The sequence below is a fragment of the Streptomyces rubradiris genome (assembly GCF_016860525.1).
Classification (GTDB): Bacteria; Actinomycetota; Actinomycetes; order Streptomycetales; family Streptomycetaceae; genus Streptomyces; species Streptomyces rubradiris.
The window spans coordinates 3,867,851-3,888,653 of the sequence record NZ_BNEA01000015.1; the positions used below are offsets into that span (position 1 = coordinate 3,867,851).

General features: G+C 72.4%; 7 protein-coding genes. All 7 read right to left on the reverse strand.

The features are described from left to right. Nucleotides 1–5 precede the first annotated feature (5 nt). Complete coding sequence (locus tag Srubr_RS30380; RefSeq protein ID WP_189998863.1) at nucleotides 6–947, reverse strand: TauD/TfdA family dioxygenase; 942 nt, start codon at nucleotides 945–947, stop codon at nucleotides 6–8. Next, a complete protein-coding gene (locus tag Srubr_RS30385; protein ID WP_229926948.1) occupies nucleotides 944–2,278 on the reverse strand; it encodes an MFS transporter in 1,335 nt (444 codons plus the stop codon). Before Srubr_RS30385 ends, Srubr_RS30380 begins: the two co-directional genes overlap by 4 nt. After that, a complete protein-coding gene (locus Srubr_RS30390) occupies nucleotides 2,275–3,279 on the reverse strand; it encodes an ornithine carbamoyltransferase (RefSeq protein WP_189998861.1) in 1,005 nt (334 codons plus the stop codon). Before Srubr_RS30390 ends, Srubr_RS30385 begins: the two co-directional genes overlap by 4 nt. Then, nucleotides 3,276–14,213: a non-ribosomal peptide synthetase gene (locus Srubr_RS30395; protein ID WP_203855064.1), complete on the reverse strand. Its 10,938-nt coding sequence runs from the start codon at nucleotides 14,211–14,213 to the stop codon at nucleotides 3,276–3,278. The genes Srubr_RS30390 and Srubr_RS30395 overlap by 4 nt, the downstream gene beginning before the upstream one ends. Beyond that, nucleotides 14,210–19,414 (reverse strand): non-ribosomal peptide synthetase, encoded by a 5,205-nt coding sequence (locus tag Srubr_RS30400; RefSeq protein ID WP_230426670.1) that lies wholly within the window; start codon nucleotides 19,412–19,414, stop codon nucleotides 14,210–14,212. Before Srubr_RS30400 ends, Srubr_RS30395 begins: the two co-directional genes overlap by 4 nt. A 66-nt stretch (nucleotides 19,415–19,480) precedes the next feature. Next, the gene (locus Srubr_RS30405) at nucleotides 19,481–19,699 is read right to left on the reverse strand and encodes an MbtH family protein (protein WP_189995285.1); all 219 of its coding nucleotides are present in this window, start codon (nucleotides 19,697–19,699) and stop codon (nucleotides 19,481–19,483) included. A 106-nt stretch (nucleotides 19,700–19,805) separates the two neighbouring features. Next, a complete protein-coding gene (gene sbnB / locus Srubr_RS30410) occupies nucleotides 19,806–20,795 on the reverse strand; it encodes a 2,3-diaminopropionate biosynthesis protein SbnB (RefSeq protein WP_189995276.1) in 990 nt (329 codons plus the stop codon). Nucleotides 20,796–20,803: the final 8 nt, after the last annotated feature.

Consider the following 20,803-nt stretch of genomic DNA (forward strand, 5'->3'; position numbering starts at 1 on the left):
GGGCCTCAGTCGGACATCGCGACGAGCACGCGACGGGATCCGGTGAAGGGCCGACGGCCGTGCGAGACCAGCATGTTGTCGATGAGCATCAGGTCGCCGGTGCGCCAGTCGCAGTCCACGGCCGCGTCCAGGCCCCGGTCGCGGATCTGGATGACGTACTCGTCGGGGATCGGCGTGCCGTCGGCGAAGGTGACGGACTGGGGCAGTTCGTCGGCCGGCATGATCTGGGCGAGCGCGGCGGCGGTGTCGTCGCCGAGGCCCGCCGGGTGCCACTGGTCGGACTGGTTGAACCAGACCTCCGTGCCGGTCACCGGGTGCACGGCGGTCGCGGGCCGGATCTGGCGCACCCGGAGGGAGCCGTCCGGCTTCCAGTCCCACTGGGCGCCGGTCTGCCCGAGGAAGGCCTCCACCTCGGCGCGGTCGGTGGTCTCGAAGGTGTCCTGCCAGCTCTTGCCGAGGCCGAGGCCGTCGTGCAGGTTCTGCTGGTAGCAGACACCGCCCTTGAACGCCTCCCGGACCTCCGGGTCGAGCGAGTCCAGCCACAGCGCGGAGTCTGTCACCGGGGTGGCGCCACCGGTCTCGGCGGCCTTCTGGCAGAAGAAGAGCAGACGGGCCGGCCACGCGTGGGCGTACGACATCTCGTTGTGCATCGAGATGGTGAACTCCTGCGGGTACTCCGTGGAGGTGTAGACGTTCTTGCCGACCTTGGTGCGCGGCGAGTTGCCGTGGACGTACGCGAGCCGGTTGGGCAGCAGCTCGTCCATGACCGGGTCGAGTTCCTCCTGCGTGACACCGAAGCCGCGGAAGATCAGCGCCTTCTCCTTGACGAGCTGGTCGTCGACGGTGGCGGTGTCGCCGATCACCTTGAGCAGCCCGGCGGCCGAGGCCTCGACCCCGGCGCTCTGCGGGGTGATGACCAGCGGGGTCCAGATGGGGGTCGCGTTCATGAGGTGCGTTCTCCTTCTTGTTCTCGTACGGGTTCTTGCTGCTGTTCCTGGCAGGTCTGCTGTTCCTGGCAGGTCTGCTGTTCCTCGGAGGTGAGGAGGCGGGGCAGGGCCGAGAGCGCGGCGGCGAGCGCCAGGACTCCCATCGCCGCGCCGAGCAGGGCGGCCGTGCGGGCCGCGCCGAGGGAGTCGAGGAGCATCCCCCCGGTGAGCGCGCCGAGCGCGTTGGCACCCGAACCCACCAGCTGAAGCGCGCTGTTGACGCGCCCCTGGAGGGCATCGGGGGTGGTGCGGACCTGGTGGACGCCGCCGGCGACGTTGACGGCACCGCCCACCAGGCTCATCCCGGCCAGCAACGCTCCGAGGAGCAGCGGCGACCGGGTCAGGGCGAGGGCGGGCACGAGCAGCGCCCACGCCAGCAGCGCCCCGCGGACCAGACCGACCAGGCCGATACGCCGGGTGGCCCATCCGCCGCCCAGGGCGCCGACCGCCCCGCCCGCCCCGCTGATCGCCGCGATCAGGCCGACCGTCGCGGGCGAGAGCCCGTCCTCGTACAGGACGAAGGCGGGCAGCAGGGCGAGCGCCTGGAAGATCACGTTGCTGCCGGAGATCAGCAACGTGATCCGCCGCAGGAAGCGGCGCCGCCACAGCCAGCGCACCCCCTCCGCGATCTCGGGACCGAGCCTGCGCCGGGCGGCGGCCGTCCGGGCACCGAACGGCGCCCGGACGCACAGGACGGCGAGCAGCGACAGCAGGTGCGCGACGCTCCCGAGCAGGAAGGGCGACCACCTGGCGGCGGCGAACGCGGCACTGCCGAGCGGCTGCCCGAGCAGACCCGCGGCCCGCCCCCGCGCCTCGTTCCCGGCGAGCGCGGCGGTGAGCTGTCCGGCCGGCACGACCTGGCGGACGCAGGCCCGCTCGGCGAGGCGATGGCAGACCATCAGCGAGCCCTCGGCGAACGAGGCCGCCGCCAGGTGTGCCAGATGGACCTGGCCCACCGCCACCGCCATCACCACGCTCGCTGTGGACACCGCGCAGCCGGCGCTGCACACGAGCATGGTGCGGCGCCGGTTCCACCGGTCGACGAACGCCCCGGCCGGCAATTGAACAAGCAGTTGCGGCAGTTGGGCGGCGACCGCGGCAGCCGCCCCCGCTGCCGCCGATCCGGTGGACCAGATCAGCAGCAGCGGGTAGGCGACCGAGGTGGCGCGGGAGCCGAGCAGGGTGAGCCCGGCACCGCTCCACAGCATCAGATAGTCACGGTTGCGCCGCAGCGGGACCGGGTCCGGCCCCTTCCGCTGCGCGGGAGCCGGCCGGCCGTCGGTGACGCTCACTCTCCCGGCGCGGCAGGGCCGCCCGCCCGGCACCACTTCAGGACAGCCATCGCGCTGTGCATCTTGTTCTCGGCCTGCTCGAAGGCGATGCTGTGCGGCCCGTCGAGCACCTCGGCGGTGACCTCGTCGCCGCGATGCGCGGGCAGGTCGTGCAGGAACACCGCCTTCGGGCTGGACTCCCACAGCTGTGCGCCGACCTGGAACGGGGCGAAGATCTTCCGCCAGTCGGGGTCGGCCTTCGTGGTGCCCGTGGTCTGCCAGCGCGTGGTGTAGATCGCGTCGACGTCTGTGGGCAGGTCGTCCATGTGGTGCCGTTCGCGCACGCTCGCGCCGCTGCGGGCGGCGTGCGCCTCGGCCCGGGCGAGATAGTGCGGGTCGAGCCCGTAGCCGGGCGGGGTGCGCAGTTCCAGCTCGGCACCCGGGAAGCGGCTCAGGGCGAGCGCGAGCGCGGACGCCGAGTTGTTGCCCTCTCCCACGTACAGGACACGCAGCCCGTCCAGCCGGCCGAAGTGCGCGCTCAGCGTGGTGAGGTCGGTGAGTGCCTGCGTGGGGTGCTCGCCGGCGCTCATCGCGTTGACGACCGACATCCGCTCCTGGTTCGCCCAGGCCCGCATCTCCGCCTCGTCACCGGCGGTGCGGGCCACGAGGACGTCGAGCATGCGCGAGAGCACCGTGCCGGTGTCCTCGCTGGTCTCGCCGGTGTTGAGCTGTAGGTCTCCCGGACCGTACGTGATCAGTGACGCGCCCAGCCGCAGGGCACCGCTGGAGAACGCGGTACGGGTCCGGGTGGACGTCTTGCTGAAGTAGATCCCGACGACCTCGTCCCGCAGGGGTTTCGGGCCGCCCTTGCGGTCGGCGGCGCGGAAGGCGACACCGTCCGCCACGAGGGTGCGCAGATCGTCGTCGGTGAGGTCGTCCACGGAGATGAGGTGACGTGTGCGGGAGTACTGCACCGGGTCCTCCTGGGTAGGGGTGGCCGTTCGCGGGCCATGGGTGGTCATGCGCGCTCCTCGTCGGTGACGACGGGGCTGAGGAGCGGGTGCCCGGCGGGGGCCTCGGAGCCGGTGCCCGCGGCCGCCCAGTCCGCCATCAGCTCGCCCTTGCCAAAAGCCTCTTCGGCCTTGCCGAGCCGGGCGGTCAGATGCTTGACGACGCCCTTGCCGCTGTCGGAGTTGGTGAGGGCGACCAGGCCGACGCCGCTGCCGAGGTGGGACAGCGAGAGGTTCCAGTAGCCGGCGGGTTCACCGCCGTGGCCGAACTCCGCGTCACTGCCGGTGTCGTCGACGATGGTGCCGAGGCCGTAGAAGCTGCCCGGGTGGGTGGCGAGCAGTTCCTGGGCGATGGCGCGGGGCAGCAGTGCCCCGTCATGGCCGAGCAGCGAGGCCCGCACCTGCCGGGCGAGCTTCGCGATGTCCTCGGCCGTCGTCCACAGACCGGCGGCGGCGAGGTGGGCGCGTTCGCGCCAGCCGCCTTCCATGGCCACGCCGTTGACGTGGTGGCCCAGCGCCACCGGGCGCCCCGACGTGCGCGGGAAGTCCTGGTCGAAGCTGCTGCCCGTCATGCCGAGCGGCGCGAGGACCAGACGGTGCGCGAGGTCCTGGAACGGCTCACCGGTGACATCCTCCAGGAGCTGCTGGAGAACCCAGTAGTGGGTGCTGGACTTGCGGAACGTCGAGCCGGGCACCAGCTGACGGCGCACCCGCGGGGTCGAGACCGCGCCGGTGCCTTCCAGCAGATCCCGCAGCGTGGGGACCTCGCCGCCCGGCGGGAACCCGACGCTGCGGTGCCGGGCGAGACCGGCGGTGTGGCCGAGCAGGTGCCGGACGGTGACCGCGCCGGGCGCCGCGTCGAGTTCGTCGAGGTGCCAGGACGTCAGGTGCGCGTCGATGGAGTCGTCCAGGGCGACGCGCCCCTCGGCCACCAGCCGCAGGGTCGCGAACGCGGTGACGTGCTTGCTGATCGAGCCGACCTGGAACAGCGTCTGCGGGGTCACCGGACGATCGGCGCCCACCGCGAGCACGCCGGCCGTGTGCGTGCGCACCGAGCCGTCCGCGCCGAGCAGGGCCAGGCTCACGCCGGGCACGTGGTGCTCGGCCATGAGGGATTCCAGGTCGTCGAGTGCGACCGCCTCCCCCGCCTCGGCGACGGCCGGTGTGCCGTTCCCGAGCAGAGCCGCGACCTGGGCGAGGGGGCCCTCGGCGAGGCGTGTGGCGTCGCCGCCCGCCGCCTGCTCCAGGAGCGCGGCGAGCAGCTCGGCCGGGACCTCGACCGGTGCGGGCTCCGCCTCGGCGGCCTTGGCGGCCTCCTCCGCGGCGGCGGCCGCCCGGTCCTCGTCGATGGCCGCGGCCAGGTCGACGAGCGTGCCGTGCTGGTACATGCGCCAGACCGAGACCGCGAGGCCCTCGCGGCGGGCCGCCGCGAGCACCTGGATCATCAGGATCGAATGCCCGCCGAGCTCGAAGAACTCGTCGTGCACACCGATCTCGTCGACGCCGAGCACCTCGGACCAGATCTTGGCGAGCGTGCGCTCCGTGTCGGTGCGCGGTGCCACGAACTCGCGGCCCGCGCGCATCGCCGAACGCTCCGGCGCGGCCAGCGCCTTGCGGTCGACCTTGCCGTTGGCGTTGAGCGGGATCGCGTCCAGGGCGACGAACGCGGAAGGCACCATGTACTCCGGCAGCAGCGTCCCGCAGTCCTCGGCGAGCGCCGCCGCGTCGGGGAGCTCCCGCCCCTCGGCCGGCACGAGGTACGCGACCAGTCGCTTGTCGCCCGGGGTCGGCTCGTGCACGGCGACCACCGCGTCCCGGACGGCCGGGTGGGCGGCCAGCACGGCCTGGACCTCGCCGAGTTCGACGCGGTAGCCGCGGATCTTGACCTGGTCGTCGAGGCGCCCGAGGAACTCGATGTCCCCGTCCTCCCGCATCCGCACCCGGTCGCCTGTGCGGTACAGGCGGCTGCCCGCCGGACCGTACGGGTCGGGCAGGAACCGTTCGGCCGTCAGGTCGGGCCGGCCCGCGTAACCGCGCGCGACGCCCGCGCCACCGACGTACAGCTCGCCGACAACGCCGGTCGGCACCTCGCGCATCGCCGCGTCCAGGACGTACGCCGTCATGTTCGGCAGGGGACGGCCGATCGGGACCACGTCCGGCACGACGTGGTCGGTCACCGGATGGATCGTGGAGCCGACGGACGCCTCGGTCGGCCCGTACTCATTGATCATGCGGCCCGCGCCGAGGACCTCGAGGGCCCGGTTGGCGGTGGCGCCCGGCAGGGCCTCGCCGGCGACGACGTAGACCCGGCTGAGCCGGTCCACCTGCTCGGTGGTGAGCTGCTCGGTGAGGATGTCCAGGTGGCCCGGGGTCAGCTTGACGAAGCTGTACGGTCCGCCGTCGAGCAGCGCGGCCGGCAGGTCGGCGGGCGGCGTGTCCTGCGGGACGACGTGCACGGCCTGGCCGGTGACCAGCGGTCCCCACAGGTTGGGCACCACCAGGTCGAAGGCGACCGAGGAGAACAGCGGAGCGCCGCCCGTGCCGCGCACAGCGAGCTCGTCCGCTGCCCAGGCGACGTGGTTGGCCAGGCCCCGGTGCGGGACCTGGACACCCTTGGGCCGCCCCGTGGAACCGGAGGTGAAGATCACATAGGCGAGCCGCTCCGGGTCGTCGACCCGGGAGACCGCCCCGAACTCGCCGTTTCCGTCGGCGAGGTCCGCGACGTCGAGCACCTCGACGGTCCCCGGGAAACGGTCCGCGCGGCCCTCCTGGGTCACGGCGAGCGAAGCCGCCGCGCTCTCGCACATGGAGGCGATGCGCTCGGCCGGGTAGGAGGGGTCGATCGGCACATAGGCACCGCCCGCCTTCCACACCGCCAGCAGCGTCGCGAGCAGGTCCGGGCCGCGGTCGAGCAGGACGCCCACCGTGGACTCGGCGCCGACGCCCGCCGCACGCAGCCGGTACGCGAACCGGGTGGCCCTGGCGTCGAGTTCGGCGTACGACAGCTCTCCGCCCGCGTACCGCACGGCGACGGCGTCGGGGGTGCGGGCGGCCTGCTCCTCGAAGCGCTGCAGCACGGTCCCGGCCGGGAAGTCGGCTGCCGTGTCGTTCCGCGCGAGCAGCCGTTCCCGCTCCTGCTCGGGCAGACAGGTGTCCTGTGCGCTGCCCTGCGGGTCGGCCGCCATGGCTTCCAGGACCTGTCGGTACAGGGACGTCAGGAGCTCGCCCCGGGTACGGTCCAGCGCGTGGGTGTGGGTGGTGAGCAGCAGGTGCCCGGAGACCGCGGAGACCGCCAGCGCGAACTCGGTGCCGCCTTCGCCGCCGCTCGCCCCGGTGTCGACGAGCTTGTCGTCGACGTGGTCGAAGTCCTGGTAGCTGAAGCGGACGTGGAGCAGGCGCCCGGCGGCCGCCTCCCGCTGGATGACGGGCATCGGGAAACGCCGGCGGTCCCAGACCTCGGCCTCGCGGGCGAAGACCTGACGGGCCAGGTCGGTCCAGCTGCCCGCGGTGCGGTCGAAGGCGAACGGCAGGGTGTTGAGGTACATGCCGTAGACGCGTTCCGCGCCGGGCGACTCGGGCCGGGCGCTGCACACCAGGCCGCTGAAGAAGCCGTCCTCCTCGGTGAGGGTGCTCATGACCTTCAGGTGCGCGGCGAGCAGCACGCTCTTGAAGGACACCCGCGCCTGGGTGGCCAGGGCGCGCAGCCGCGGCTCCAGGTCGTGCACGGGGACGGCGAGCCGGTACTTCTCGCTCGGCGCGCCGGTGTCCCCGGACCAGCCGACGGGCAGCGCGAACGGGGCGTACCGGCCGATGACGTCCTGCCAGTAGGACCGGTCCTCCGCCGACTCCAGGGAGGCCAGTTCGGCCGCGATGAAGTCGGCGTACCGCACCGGCGGGGCCTCGGCGGGAGCGGGGTCGCCGCCCTCGCGCAGGGCACGGTAGACGTCGAGGAGCTCCATCAGGAGGGCGCGATGACTCCAGCCCTCGGTGATGGCGTGCGAGACGGTGACGACGAGTCGCCAGGAGTCGTCGGCCTCGACCTGGGCGGTCATGCGCAGCAGCGGGGCCGCCGCGAGATCGAGCCCCCGGGTCCGCTCCTCGCCCATGATGTCGCGCACGCGCAACTCGCGGGCACCCTGCGACAGCTGCCGCAGGTCCTCGACGGCCAGCGGTATCCGGGCCTGCGGATGCACGATCTGGAGCGGCCGGCTGAAGGCGTCCAGGTCGAAGGAGGTCCGCAGCATCTCGTGCCGCCCGGTGACCACGTCCAGGGCGGCGCGCAGGGCGTCCGCGTCGAACGGGGTGCCGTCGGTGATACGGAACGACGCGACATTGAGGTAGACGCGGCGCTCCTCGTCGGCGAGCATCTCGACGAGCATGCCGAGCTGGACCTGCGACATCGGGTACGCGTCCACGACGCCCTCGGGCAGCCGGGCCCGGTCCTCGTCGGTGAGCAGCGCGAACGGCTCGACGGGCGCGGCGGTCTCCCGCGGTGCCGGGCGCCCGGTGAGGAACTCGCTCAGCTCGGCGACCGTGCGGTACTCGAAGACCTCCCGCACGCCGACGTCGAAGCCGACCGCGCGCAGGGCGCCGACCAGGGCGACCGCGCGGATGGAGTGGCCTCCCAGGTCGAAGAAGCCGTCCAGGACGCCGACCCGCTCGAGCCCGAGTACCTGCGCCCAGATGTCCGCCACCCGCGCCTCGGTGAGAGTGCGCGGCGCGACATAGGACGTGCCGCCGTCGAGCCCGGCGTCGTCCGGTGCGGGCAGGGCTCGCCGGTCGGTCTTTCCGTTGGCATTGAGGGGGATCTCGGCCAGTGGGACGTAGTGGTCGGGAAGCATGTAGTCGGGCAGCCGGACGGCACAGTGCGCGGCGAGGTCGTCGGCCGCGGTCACGTCGGCGTCGTCCCGCGGGACGTAGTACGCGACGAGCTGCTGGTCACCGGCCGGCGTTCGACGCGCCACCACGACCGCCTCCCGGACCGCCGGGTGTTCGGCGACGACGGTCTGGATCTCACCGGGTTCGATGCGGTAGCCGCGGATCTTCACCTGGTCGTCAAGACGGCCCAGGAACTCCACGGCACCGTCCGGACGGGTACGGGCGAGGTCACCCGTGCGATACAGACGCGCCCCCGCGGGCCCGTACGGGTCCGGCACGAAACGCTCCGCCGTCAGACCGGGCCGACCCGCATAACCCCGCGCCACACCCGTACCACCGACATACAGCTCACCGGGAACCCCGACGGGCGCGAGAGCGAGCCGCGCATCGAGGACGTACATCGTCATGTTCGGCAGCGGCCGCCCGATGGGCACGACCTCGCCGATCTCCCCGCCGGAGGGAACGGGGAAGACACAAGTACCCACGGATGCCTCCGTGGGCCCGTACTCGTTGACGAGCTCGGTGGCCGGCGCCAGGGCCCGCCACCGCTCCACCGTCGCACGGGTCAGCGCCTCACCCGCGATCACCAGCACCGGCGCCAGCGCGGCGGCCTGCTCCGCGTCCAGCTGAGAGGCCAGGACATCGACATGCCCAGGAGTCAGCTTGATGAAGCTGAACGGACCCGCGGCAACGAGCTCACGCGCCAAATCGGCGGTCTCGGTGTCCTGCGCGATGGTGTGCACCCGCTGGCCGGTGACCAGCGGCGCCCACAGATTGGGCACGACCAGGTCGAAGGCGACCGAGGAGAACAACGGCGCACCGGCCGTCCCGCGCGAGGCCAGGTCACGAGCCGCCCAGGCGACATGGTTGGCCAGACCACGATGAGTGACCGCCACCCCCTTGGGCCGGCCCGTCGAACCCGACGTGAAGATGACATACGCGAGCGCGTCGGGATCGTCCGTGCGCTCGACGGGCGTCGCGGGACGCGCGGCCAGTGTCTGCTCGTCGCGGTCCAGGGCCAGCACGCCGATGCCGGCGCCGAAGCGGTCCGCGTACGCGGAGTGCGTCAGGGCCGTGACCGCGCCCGCGCTCTCCAGCATCGAGGCGATGCGCTCCACCGGGTACGACGGGTCGATCGGCACATACGCCGCCCCCGCCTTCCACACCCCCAGCAGACTCGCGACCAGGTTCGGCCCACGGTCCAGCAGCACACCGACCACCGACCCGGAGCCCACCCCCGAGGCACGCAGATGATGAGCGACCTGATTGGCACGCGCATCGAGCTGCGCGTACGACCACGTCGTGGCGCCGAGCGAGACAGCGGCCGCGTCCGGAGTACGGACGGCCTGCTCCTCGAAGCGGGCGCACACGGTCGCGTCACCGAAGCCGGCGGTCTCCCCCGTGCCCTGCTCCAGAAGCGTGCGCCGCACGGCGGTGGGGAGGTACGAGGCGGACGCGTCGCCCTCCGGGTCGGTGGCCATCGCCACGAGGACCTCGCGCAGGGTGCCCGCGAGGCGGTCCAGGGCTTCGGCACCGACGTGCTTGCGGCCGCCGGTCAGGAACAGGTGGCCGAGGCGGGCCGAGACGCCGAGCGGGAACTCGGTGGGGCTGTCGTCGATGCTCGCCAGGTAGTCCACCCGGTCGCGGTCGACCTGGTCGAAATCGTGGTAGCTGAACCGGACGGAGACGAGCCGCTGCCCCTCCTCGGCCTGCCGCTGGATGTCGGGCATCGGGTAGCCGCGGTGCGGCCACAGTTCGACCTCACGCTCGAAGACCCGCCGCACCAGGTCACGCCAGGTGCCCGAGGCACCGTCGAAGGCGAACGGCAGCGTGTTGAGGTGCATGCCGTACAGACCGTCGGCGCCGAGGGCCTCGGGGCGGGCGTTGCACACCAGGCCGGTGAAGAAGCGCTCGTCACCGGTGACGGTGCTCAGCACCTTCAGATGGGCGGCGTGCAGGACGCTCTTGAGGGAGGCGCCGGCAGCGGACGCGAGGGCGCGCAGCTGCGGCTCCAGGTCGTGGAAGGGAACCTTCACCCGGTGCGGGGCACCCGCGACACCGTCGCCCGCCCACGCCTCGGGAAGCGTGAACGGCGCGTGCCCCTCGACGATGCCGGTCCAGTACGCCCGGTCCTCGCCGCCCTCCCGGGAGGCGACCTCGGCGGCGATGAAGTCCGCGAACCGTACGGCCGGGGCGGCCGACGCGTCCACGGGCTGCCCGTCGCGGGCCCGGTGGTAGCCCTCGACGATCTCCATCAGGAGGGAGTGGTGGCTCCAGCCGTCGAGGATCGCGTGGCACTCGGTGATGGTCAGCCACCAACTGCCGTCGTCGCACGCCGTGCCGTACAGGCGCAGCTGCGGTGCACTGTCCAACGGGATCAGCCGGGACCGCTCCTCCTGCGTGAAGGCGCGCAGGGCGTCCCGCACCGCCTCGTCGTCGAGCCCGCGCAGATCGCGTCCCTGCACCGGGATCTCGACGTCCCCGTGCACCAACTGCATCGGAACGGCATAGGAGTTGAGGTCGAACGACGTACGCAGCACCTCGTGCCGCGCGACAGCCGAGGCGACGGACGCACGCAGCGCCTCGATGTCGAAGGAGCGGCTGTCGGGGACACGGAAGGAGGTGACGTTGTGATACGGGTGCCGGTCGCTGTCGCTGAGCATCTCGACGACCATGCCGATCTGGACCTGCGACATCGGGTACGCGTCCACGACACCTTCGGGCAGCCGGGCCCGGTCCTCGTCACCGACGAGGGCGAAGGGGCGTACGCCGTGCGTGGCGGTGACCGGTGCCCGGTCGGCGAGCTGTTCGCACAGGAGGGCCACGGTGCGGTGCTCGAACAGGTCGCGGACGCTGACGTCGAGCCCGGCCTCGCGCAGCCGGCCCGCCAGGGTGATGGCACGCAGCGAGTGGCCGCCCAGATCGAAGAAGCTGTCGTGGACGCCGACCCGGTCGACGCCGAGGACCTCTTCCCAGATCGCCGCGGTGCGCTGCTCCAGGCCGGAGCGCGGCGCGGTGTACTCCGCCACGGCCCCGCGCGCGGCGGGCGCGGGCAGCGCCTTGGTGTCGAGCTTGCCGTTGACGGTCAGCGGCAGCGCGTCGAGCGTGACGAACGTCGCCGGGACCATGTACTCGGGCAGTTCACGGGCGAGCGCGGTGCGCAGTACCGCGGTGTCGGGGCCGGGCCCTTCGGCGGTTACGACGTAGGCGACGAGCTGCTTGTCGCCGGGGGTGTCCTCCCGGACCAGGACGACGGCGTCACGCACACCGTCCCGGGCCGTGAGCGCGGCGTTGATCTCACCGAGCTCGATACGGAAACCGCGGATCTTGACCTGGGCGTCGTTGCGGCCCAGGAACTCCAGGCTGCCGTCGGCCAGGCGGCGCCCGACGTCGCCGCTGCGGTACAGCCGGTCGCCCGGCGCCCCGTACGGGTCGGGCACGAAACGCTCGGCGGTCAGGGCGGCGCGCCCCAGATAGCCGCGGGCGACGCCGCGCCCCGCGACGTGGATCTCGCCGGGCACTCCGATCGGCGCCAGGTTGCCGTGCGCGTCGAGGACGCGGACCGCGAGGTCGTCGAGGGGGACTCCCACCGGGCTGACGGAGCCGCGGGCGAGGTCGGCCTCGTCGAGGACGTGGTGCGTGACATGCACGGTGGTCTCCGTGATGCCGTACATGTTGACGAGTGTCGGGGCGTCCAGGCCGAGCCGGTCCGCCCACGGCCGCAGATCGGCGACCTCGAGCTTCTCGCCGCCGAACACCACGGTGCGCAGGGCCAGCCCGTCGATGCGCGTGTCGCCTTCGCGGGCGGCGGCGACCAGGGCACGGAACGCGGACGGCGTCTGGTTGAGCACGGTCACGCGCTGCTCGACGAGCAGGCCGAGGAAGGCGGAGGGGTCACGCGCGACGTCCTTGGGGACGACGACGAGCCGGCCGCCGTGCAGCAGCGCGCCCCACATCTCCCACACGGAGAAGTCGAAGGCGTACGAGTGGAAGAGCGTCCACACGTCGTCCTCGCGGAATCCGGTCTGGTCACGGGTGACCGTGAACAGGCGCTCCACGTTGGCGTGGGTGAGGCCGACGCCCTTGGGCCGGCCGGTGGAGCCCGAGGTGTAGATGACGTAGATCAGGCTGTCGGCGTCCGTGCGGGGGACCGGGTTCGTGGCCGGCTCGCCGGCGAGGGCGGACCGCCCCTCGTCCCCGTCGAGGACGAGGACGGGCCCGTCGTGCAGACCGTTCAACAGCTCCGCGTGCGCGCGTTCGGTCACCACGACCGGAGCGGCGGCGTCCTGGAGTAGGTAGCCGATGCGGTCGGCGGGCTGGGAGGGGTCGAGCGGCAGATAGGCACCGCCGGCCTTGAGCACGCCGATCAGCGTCGGTATCAGGTCGGGGCCCCGCTCCAGGCAGACGCCGACCAGCGTCTCCTGGCCGACGCCGAGACCGATGAGGTGGTGGGCGACGCGATTGGCCCGCTCGTTGAGTTCGGCGTACGTCAGCTCCTCGCCGGCGCAGTGCACGGCGACGGCGTCGGGGGTGCGGGCCGCCTGCTCCTCGAAGGCACGGTGGACGGTGCGGGTGACCTCGCCGGTGACGTTCGCGCCCTGGGTGAGCAGGCGCACCTCGTCCGTGCCCAGGAAGTGCAGCCGGTTCAGGTCGGCGTCCGGGTTCGCGGTCGCCGCGTCGAGAAGGCGCACCAGATGGCCGGTGAGGCGCTCGGCGGTCGCGCGGTCGAACAGCTCGACGGCGTACTCCAGGTTGCCGTGCAGGGTACCGTCGGCGTCCTGGCGCAGCTGCAGGTCGAGGTCGTACTTGGCGGCGTCGCCCTCGGCGCGGTAGGGCTCGGCGACGATGCCCGGCAGGGCGAAGGCGCTCGTGCGCTCGCCGTGCATGGTCAGGGCGACGTCGAAGAGCGGATTGCGGGACAGGTCGCGCTCGGGCTGGACCGCGTCGATGAGCTGGGCGAAGGGGACACCTTGGTGGTCGAAGGCGCCGAGGACGGTGTCCTTGGTGGCGTCGACGAGCTCGGCGAAGGAGGTCCCGTCGGCCCAGCGCCCGCGCAGCGCCAGGGTGTTGATGCCGTATCCGAGCATGCCCTGCAGTTCGGGGCGGCTCCGCCCCGACACGACCGTGCCCACGGTGACATCGGCGGAGCCGGTGTACCGGGCCAGCAGGCTCTGGTACGCGGCGAGCACCACCATGAAGGGGGTGGCGGCCCGCTCGCGGGCGAATTCCCGTACGCGCTCGGCGAGGTCTGCGGGCACGGCGAAGGCGACCGCGTCCCCCGCGGCGTCCCTGACGGCCTTGCGGGGCCGATCGGTGGGCAGCTCGATCGGGGTGAGGCCCGCCAGCTCGCCCTTCCAGTAAGCGAGGTGGCGGGCCAGGACGGCACCGGACATCTCGGCGCGCTGCCAGGCGGCGAAGTCGGCGTACTGGACGGCGACCTCGGGCAGCCGGGGCTCCTCCCCCCGCACAAGGGCGGTGTACAGGACGCTGAGTTCCTGCCCGACGACCTCGGTGGACCAGGCGTCGCAGGCGATGTGGTGGAAGACGACGGCGAGCACGTGCTCGTCGGCGCCGAGCCGGATCAGGCGGGCGCGCACCGGCAGGTCGCGCTCCAGGTCGAACGGCACGAAGAGCTCGCCGGTGACGACGGCCTGGACGCGTGCCTCGCGCGCGTCCTCGGGCAGGTGCGTGAGGTCTTCCAGGGGAAGCGTGACCCGCTCGCGCTCCGAGACGAACTGCACCGGCTCCTCGCCGTGCAGTCCGTACCGGGTGCGCAGGATCTCGTGCCGGTCGGTGAGCCGCTGCCAGGCGTCGGCCAGGACGCCGGCGTCGAGGGCACCGGTCAGCCGGACGAGCAGTGGAACGAGGTACTGGGTGCTGTCGGGGTCGAGGCGGTCGAGGAACCACATCTGCTCCTGGCCGTACGACAGGCGCAGCGGGGCACTCCGGTCCGCCTTGGGTATCGCACTTCTGCGCGCGCGCCGTCGCCCGGCGAGCCGCTGCCGCACGAGCTCGTCGCGTGCTTCGTCCGTGTCGATGCCCTGGGGCGTGCTGGCACCGGTGCTCATGCTGTCTCCTTGACCGGCGCGTGGCCGTTGATCGCGGTGTCGGGGTGGATCGGTGCGTCGGCGAGACCGGACGGGTCGTCCAGGTCTGCGGTTCCGGTGAAACCGGACGGGTCGTCGAGCTTCGAGGGATCCTCGGGCTCCGGCGGTTCGGCGATGCCGGACGGGTCGTCGGCGTCCGCCACCTCGTCCGGGTCCGACAGCCGGGGCCCGCCGGCCGGCTCGGCCGCATCCAGTCCGTCGGATTCCGCGAGGATCTCCCGCTCCACGGCGACGGCCAGCTGGGCCACCGTCGGACCTTCGAAGACCGTCCGGACGGCGAAGTCGATGTCGAACTCCTCCTGAATGCGGGAGATCAGCCGGATCGCCAGGATCGAGTTGCCTCCGGAGTGGAAGAAGCTGTCCGTCATGCCGGGCTCGACCTTGAGGAGGTCGGTCCAGATCTCCGCGAGGCGTTCCTCTGTGACGGTGCGCGGCGCGATCCGGCCCTGCGAGGTCCCCGGGTCGCCGGTGTCGGGTGCGGGCAGGGCTCGCCGGTCGGTCTTGCCGTTGGCGTTGAGGGGGATCTCGGCCAGTGGGACGTAGTGGTCGGGAAGCATGTAGTCGGGCAGCCGGACGGCACAGTGCGCGGCGAGGTCGTCGGCCGCGGTCACGTCGGCGTCATCCCGCGGGACGTAGTACGCGACGAGCTGCTGGTCACCGGCCGGCGTTCGACGCGCCACCACGACCGCCTCCCGGACCGCCGGGTGTTCGGCGACGACGGTCTGGATCTCACCGGGTTCGATGCGGTAGCCGCGGATCTTCACCTGGTCGTCAAGACGGCCCAGGAACTCCACGGCACCGTCCGGACGGGTACGGGCGAGGTCACCCGTGCGATACAGACGCGCCCCCGCGGGCCCGTACGGGTCCGGCACGAAACGCTCCGCCGTCAGACCGGGCCGACCCGCATAACCCCGCGCCACACCCGTACCACCGACATACAGCTCACCGGGAACCCCGACGGGCGCGAGAGCGAGCCGAGCGTCGAGGACGTACATCGTCATGTTCGGCAGCGGCCGCCCGATGGGCACGACCTCGCCGATCTCCCCGCCGGAGGGAACGGGGAAGACACAAGTACCCACGGATGCCTCCGTGGGCCCGTACTCGTTGACGAGCTCGGTGGCCGGCGCCAGGGCCCGCCACCGCTCCACCGTCGCACGGGTCAGCGCCTCACCCGCGATCACCAGCACCGGCGCCAGCGCGGCGGCCTGCTCCGCGTCCAGCTGAGAGGCCAGAACGTCGACGTGCCCGGGGGTCAGCTTGATGAAGCTGAACGGACCCGCGGCAACGAGCTCACGCGCCAAATCGGCGGTCTCGGTGTCCTGCGCGATGGTGTGCACCCGCTGGCCGGTGACCAGCGGCGCCCACAGATTGGGCACGACCAGGTCGAAGGCGACCGAGGAGAACAACGGCGCACCGGCCGTCCCGCGCGAGGCCAGGTCACGAGCCGCCCAGGCGACATGGTTGGCCAGACCACGATGAGTGACCGCCACCCCCTTGGGCCGGCCCGTCGAACCCGACGTGAAGATGACATACGCGAGCGCGTCGCCGTCATCGGTGCGCTCCGGCGCGGACCGCGGTCGTGCGTCGAGCTGGGGACCGTGCCGGTCGACGAGGACCAGGCCGATGCCGGCGCCGAAACGGTCCGCGTACGCGGAGTGCGTCAGGGCCGTGACCGCGCCCGCGCTCTCCAGCATCGAGGCGATACGCCCCGCCGGATACGACGGGTCGATCGGCACATACGCCGCCCCCGCCTTCCACACCCCCAGCAGACTCGCGACCAGGTTCGGCCCACGGTCCAGCAGCACACCGACCACCGACCCGGAGCCCACCCCCGAGGCACGCAGATGATGAGCGACCTGATTGGCACGCGCATTCAGCTGCGCGTAGGTGACCACTTCACCGGCGAAACCGATCGCGGGCGCCTCAGGGGTACGCACCGCCTGCTTTTCGAAGCGGGCGCACACGGTCGCGTCACCGAAGTCGGCGGCCGTGGCGTTCCACTCCGTGGCGATCAGGCGTCGTTCCGCGCCGGACAGCAGCGGGATCTCGGCCAGGCACGCCGACGGGTCGGCGGTCACCTCTTCGAGGAGGCGCACGAACTGCTCCCGCACACGCTCCACGGTCGCCCGGTCGAACAGCGAGACCGCGTACTCCAGGACACCTTCCAGGGCGCCGTCCGCCGAGCGTCCGATGAACACGGACAGGTCCGTCTTGGCCACCGTCCACGCGTCGGCGAAGGCACGCAGGTCGGCAGCGTCGGTGGCGATGCTGGTGACGCCCTCGCTGTGCATGTCGAAGGCGACCTGGTAGAGCGGCGTGCGCGACAGATCGCGCTCCGGGCTGATCTCGTCGACCAGGCGGTCGAAGGGCAGTTCCTGGTGGGCGAAGGCCGCGGTCGCCGCGGCCCGCACCCGTCCCAGAGCTTCCTCGAACCGCAGCTGCGGGCTCAGCCCGCAGCGCACCACGAGGGAGTTGAGGAAGAAGCCGACCGTGCCGGACAGCTCGGGCCGGGTACGGCCGGCGACGGGGGTGCCGACGGGCACGTCCCACCGGCCGGTCTGCCGTGCGAGCACCGTGGCGAACGCGGTGAGCAGCGTCATGAACGGGGTCGCCGCGTTCTTGCGGCTCAGCTCCTCCACCGCTGCGGCCAGTTCGGGTTCGACCCGGATCGGCACGACGGAGCCGCGCGGGTCGCGCTCGGCGGGCCGGGGCCGGTCGGCGGGGAGGTCCAGCGGGGCGATGCCGTCCAGCGCGGTGCGCCAGTGGGCGAGCTCTCCGGCGACGAACTCCTCGGTCTGCCGTCCCGACTGCCAAGCCGCGTAGTCCGCGTACTGCACGGCGACCGCGGGCAGGACAGGATCGCGGCCCTCGCGCGCGGCGGCGCACAGCTCCTGGAGCTCACGCTCCAGGACGACCGTGGACCAGCCGTCGCAGGCGATGTGGTGCAGGGTGACGAGCAGCACGTGGTCCTCGCCGGGGATCCGGGCCAGCAGCGCCCGCCACAGACGGCCGGTCGCCAGCTCGAAGCCGCGCGCGAACTGCTCCTCGAAGTGTTCGGCGAGCCGCTCGCGCCCGGTGTCGACGACCCGGAGCTCGATGGGCACCGCGGCACCGATCACCTGACGGGGCTCGCCGCCCTCGTCGACGTAGCGCGTGCGCAGGGCTTCGTGCCGGTCGCCGAGCACGGTCAGTGCCGACCGCAGCTGGTCCGGTGTGGTCGCCGCCGGCAGGCGCAGGATCAGCGGGGCCACCCACTCGCGGCTGCCCGGGTTCATCCGGTCGAGGAACCACAGCCGGCGCTGCCCGGAGGAGAGCGGCAGGCGGCCCTTACGGTCGGTCGCGGGGATCGGGGCGTTGTCCTCGTCCTGCGCGCCGATCAGCCGGGCCTGCGCCTCGACCGTGGTGGCGCTGAACAGGCCGCGCATCGAGAGTGTGACACCGGTGGCGCGCAGCCGGGCCGCGAGCCGGGTGAGCTGCAGCGATGTACCGCCCAGCGCGAAGAAGTCGTCGGTGGCGCCGATCTTCTCGCGGCCGAACAGCGCCGCCCACACCTCGGCGACCTTCTCCTCGGCCGCGTTGCGCGGAGCGACATAGGCGCCCTGCCCCGTGAGGTCGTCGCCCTGCTCCAGCGCGGTGGTCAGCGCCGCACGATCGATCTTGCCGTTCGGTGTCAGGGGCAGCTCGTCGAACGTACGGAACAGCGCCGGGACGTGGCTGTCGGGCAGCCGGGTGCGCAGGAACCGGCGCAGGTCGCTCCCGGTCGCCTCCCCGCGCGTGGTGACGGCCGCCCCGATGCGCACCGCGTCGTCGTCCGCGCGGTACGCGACGACGGCCGCACCGGTGACCTCGGGGTGCGCGCCGAGCTGGGCCTCGATCTCGCCGGGCTCGATGCGTACGCCGTTGACCTTGAGCTGGCCGTCGGCGCGGCCCTGGTACTCCAGAAGACCGGCCGTGTTCCAGCGCACCAGGTCGCCGGTGCGGTAGAGACGGGCACCGGGCGGACCGTACGGGTCGGGCACGAACCGCTCGGCCGTGAGGCCGGGGCGCCCCGCGTAACCCAGCGCGACGCCGACACCCCCCGCGTACAGCTCGCCCGTGACGCCCTTGGGCGCGAGGCTGCCGTCCGGGCCGAGCACCAGGACCCGCATCCCGGTGAGCGGCCGGCCGATCGGGACGGGCCCGGTCTTCTGTGCCGGGTCCACCTTGTGGGCGGTGATGTCGATCGAGCACTCCGTGGGCCCGTACGTGTTCCAGACCTCAAGGTTCGGGCCCGCCAGTGCCCTGACCCGCTCGACCAGTTCGGCGTGGAGCGGCTCGCCGGCCGAAGCGAGCAGCCGCAGCGCGCCACAGCCTTCCCACGACGGCTCCTCGACGAGCAGCCGCAGCACGGAGGGCACCAGCTGCAGCACGGTCACGCCGTTGTCGGCGACGGCCTTGAGCAGCGCGGCGGCGTCCTTCTCGGTGCCGTCCGGCGCCACGACGACGCTCGCTCCGCAGACCAGCGGCGCGAAGATCTCCCAGCCCGCCGCGTCGAAGCCGACGGACGTCTTGAACAGAATCCGGTCGCCGGGGCTCAGTCGCTGGGCACGCACGGCCCAGGCGACCCGGTTCGCGATGCCCTCGTGGCTGATCTGTACGCCCTTCGGGGCGCCCGTGGAGCCGGAGGTGAAGATGGTGTAGGCGAGCGCGGCCGGAACGGCCGGGGCCGGGTCCGCGGGGTCGCTCGGAACGGTGGTGGCCAGGTCTTCGGTGGTCAGGACGCGCGGGCCGTCCTCCCCGAGCGGCCCGCGCAGTCCGGCTGTGGTGACGACGACTTCGGCACCGGCCTGTGCGGTGAGGGATCTGAGGCGTTCATGCGGATGACCGGCGTCGAGCGGCAGGTAGGACGCTCCCGCCTGCCACACCCCGAGGAGTGTGGCGATGAGTTCGGTGCCCCGGGGGAGGCACACCCCGACCAGGGAACCCGGGCCCACGCCGTACGAGCGCAGGACTCGTGCGGTGCGCCCGGCGGCGTGGGCCAGGTCCCGGTAGGTCGTCGTGCGTGGGCCGTCCAGCACGGCAGCCGCGTCGGGCGTGCGGGCCGCCTGCCCGGCGAAGAGCTCGGGCAGGGTCGGCGGGACAGTTCCGCTCAGGGTGTTCCCCGGCAACTGTGCGGCGTTCAACAGGTGCTCCTTCAGTGACCTGACGTACTGGACGATGCTCGAAAGTGCCGTTCAGATGGGGGGAGTTCAGGAAGCGGTGGCCTGAGCCTCCATGCGGCGGCGCAGGCTCAGCGGACGCATGTCGGTCCACACCTCGTCGATGCGGGCGAGGCACTCCTCGCGGGTGCCCTGGGTGCCCTCGGCGCTCCAGCCGGCGGGGAGCTCACGGCCGACGGGCCAGATCGAGTACTGCTCCTCGGCGTTCAGGACGACGCGGTGCTCGGCGGCGGCGGACTGCTGGGACATGGTTCTCCTCGGAGGTACGGAGTGGATGGAGGAAGTGGACGTACGGCAGGGTCCGGTGAGCGGGGCTCGTGGACGGGACCGGTGCACGGGCGGCGTGCGGGCCGGCTCAGGACAGGAAGTCCGTGATCTCCACGCCGATGCCGAGCCCGCGGGCGGCGTCGTGCACGTCGACGGCGAGGGCCAGGTCGAGGACGCCGAGACCGAACGGCGAGTAGACGGTGACCTTGTCCGGGTCGGGCACGAAATCGGCGGTTCCGTTGATCAGGGCGCCGATGGAGGCGTCGATGAAAGCGCGCCCGCCGGTGATCTGTTCGGCCAGGTGCAGCGAGGTGCGCTCGCGGCACACGTGGTCCGCGTCGTCGACGATGTTGTGCGCGCCGTTGATGGAGAGCGGGTCGATGTCACGCAGCGAGATGTGCAGCACCACGGTGCCGGGTTCGGCGGCGGCGAGGTCCACGTGCGGCTCGCCGGCGTTGGTGGCGAACGACACGAGGCGCTGTGCGGCGAGGGCGTCCTCGATGGTGTCGGCGAGGGTGACCTCGGCGTCCGGCAGGAGCTCACGGCAGCCGCGGGCGAACTCCTCGGCGCGCGCGGGTGAGGTGTCGTAGACGGTGACCTCGCCGAGCGTGTCGATCACCGCCTTGAGGTAACGCAGGATCTCCCGGTTGATGACGCCGCAGCCGATGAAGGAGACGCCCTGCGGGCGTCGGCCCTCGGTGAGGAGGTCGGCGGCCAGGGCCGCGCTCGCGGCGGTGCGGGCGGCCGAGACCAGCGAGGCCTCGAGCAGCGCCTCGGGATGTCCGGTGCGCAGCGAGTTGAGCACCATCACCGCGCTGGCCCGGGGGATTCCCGAGTGGATGTTCGCGGGGAACGAGGAAATCCACTTCAGCCCCGCCGCCGGATTCTCACCGCCCCGGTAGGACGGGAGTCCGATGATGCGGTTCGCAGGCTGGTCGGGAAAACGCAGGAAGATGGAGTGCGGCACGGCCGTCGCACCTTTGTCGTGCAGCGAATAAGCCTGCCGGACCAGCTCGATGTGCTCCTTCTCCCTTCCGTTGAGTATTTTCTCCACGTCTGCCTTGCGCAGTACGAGCATCGGAGGTT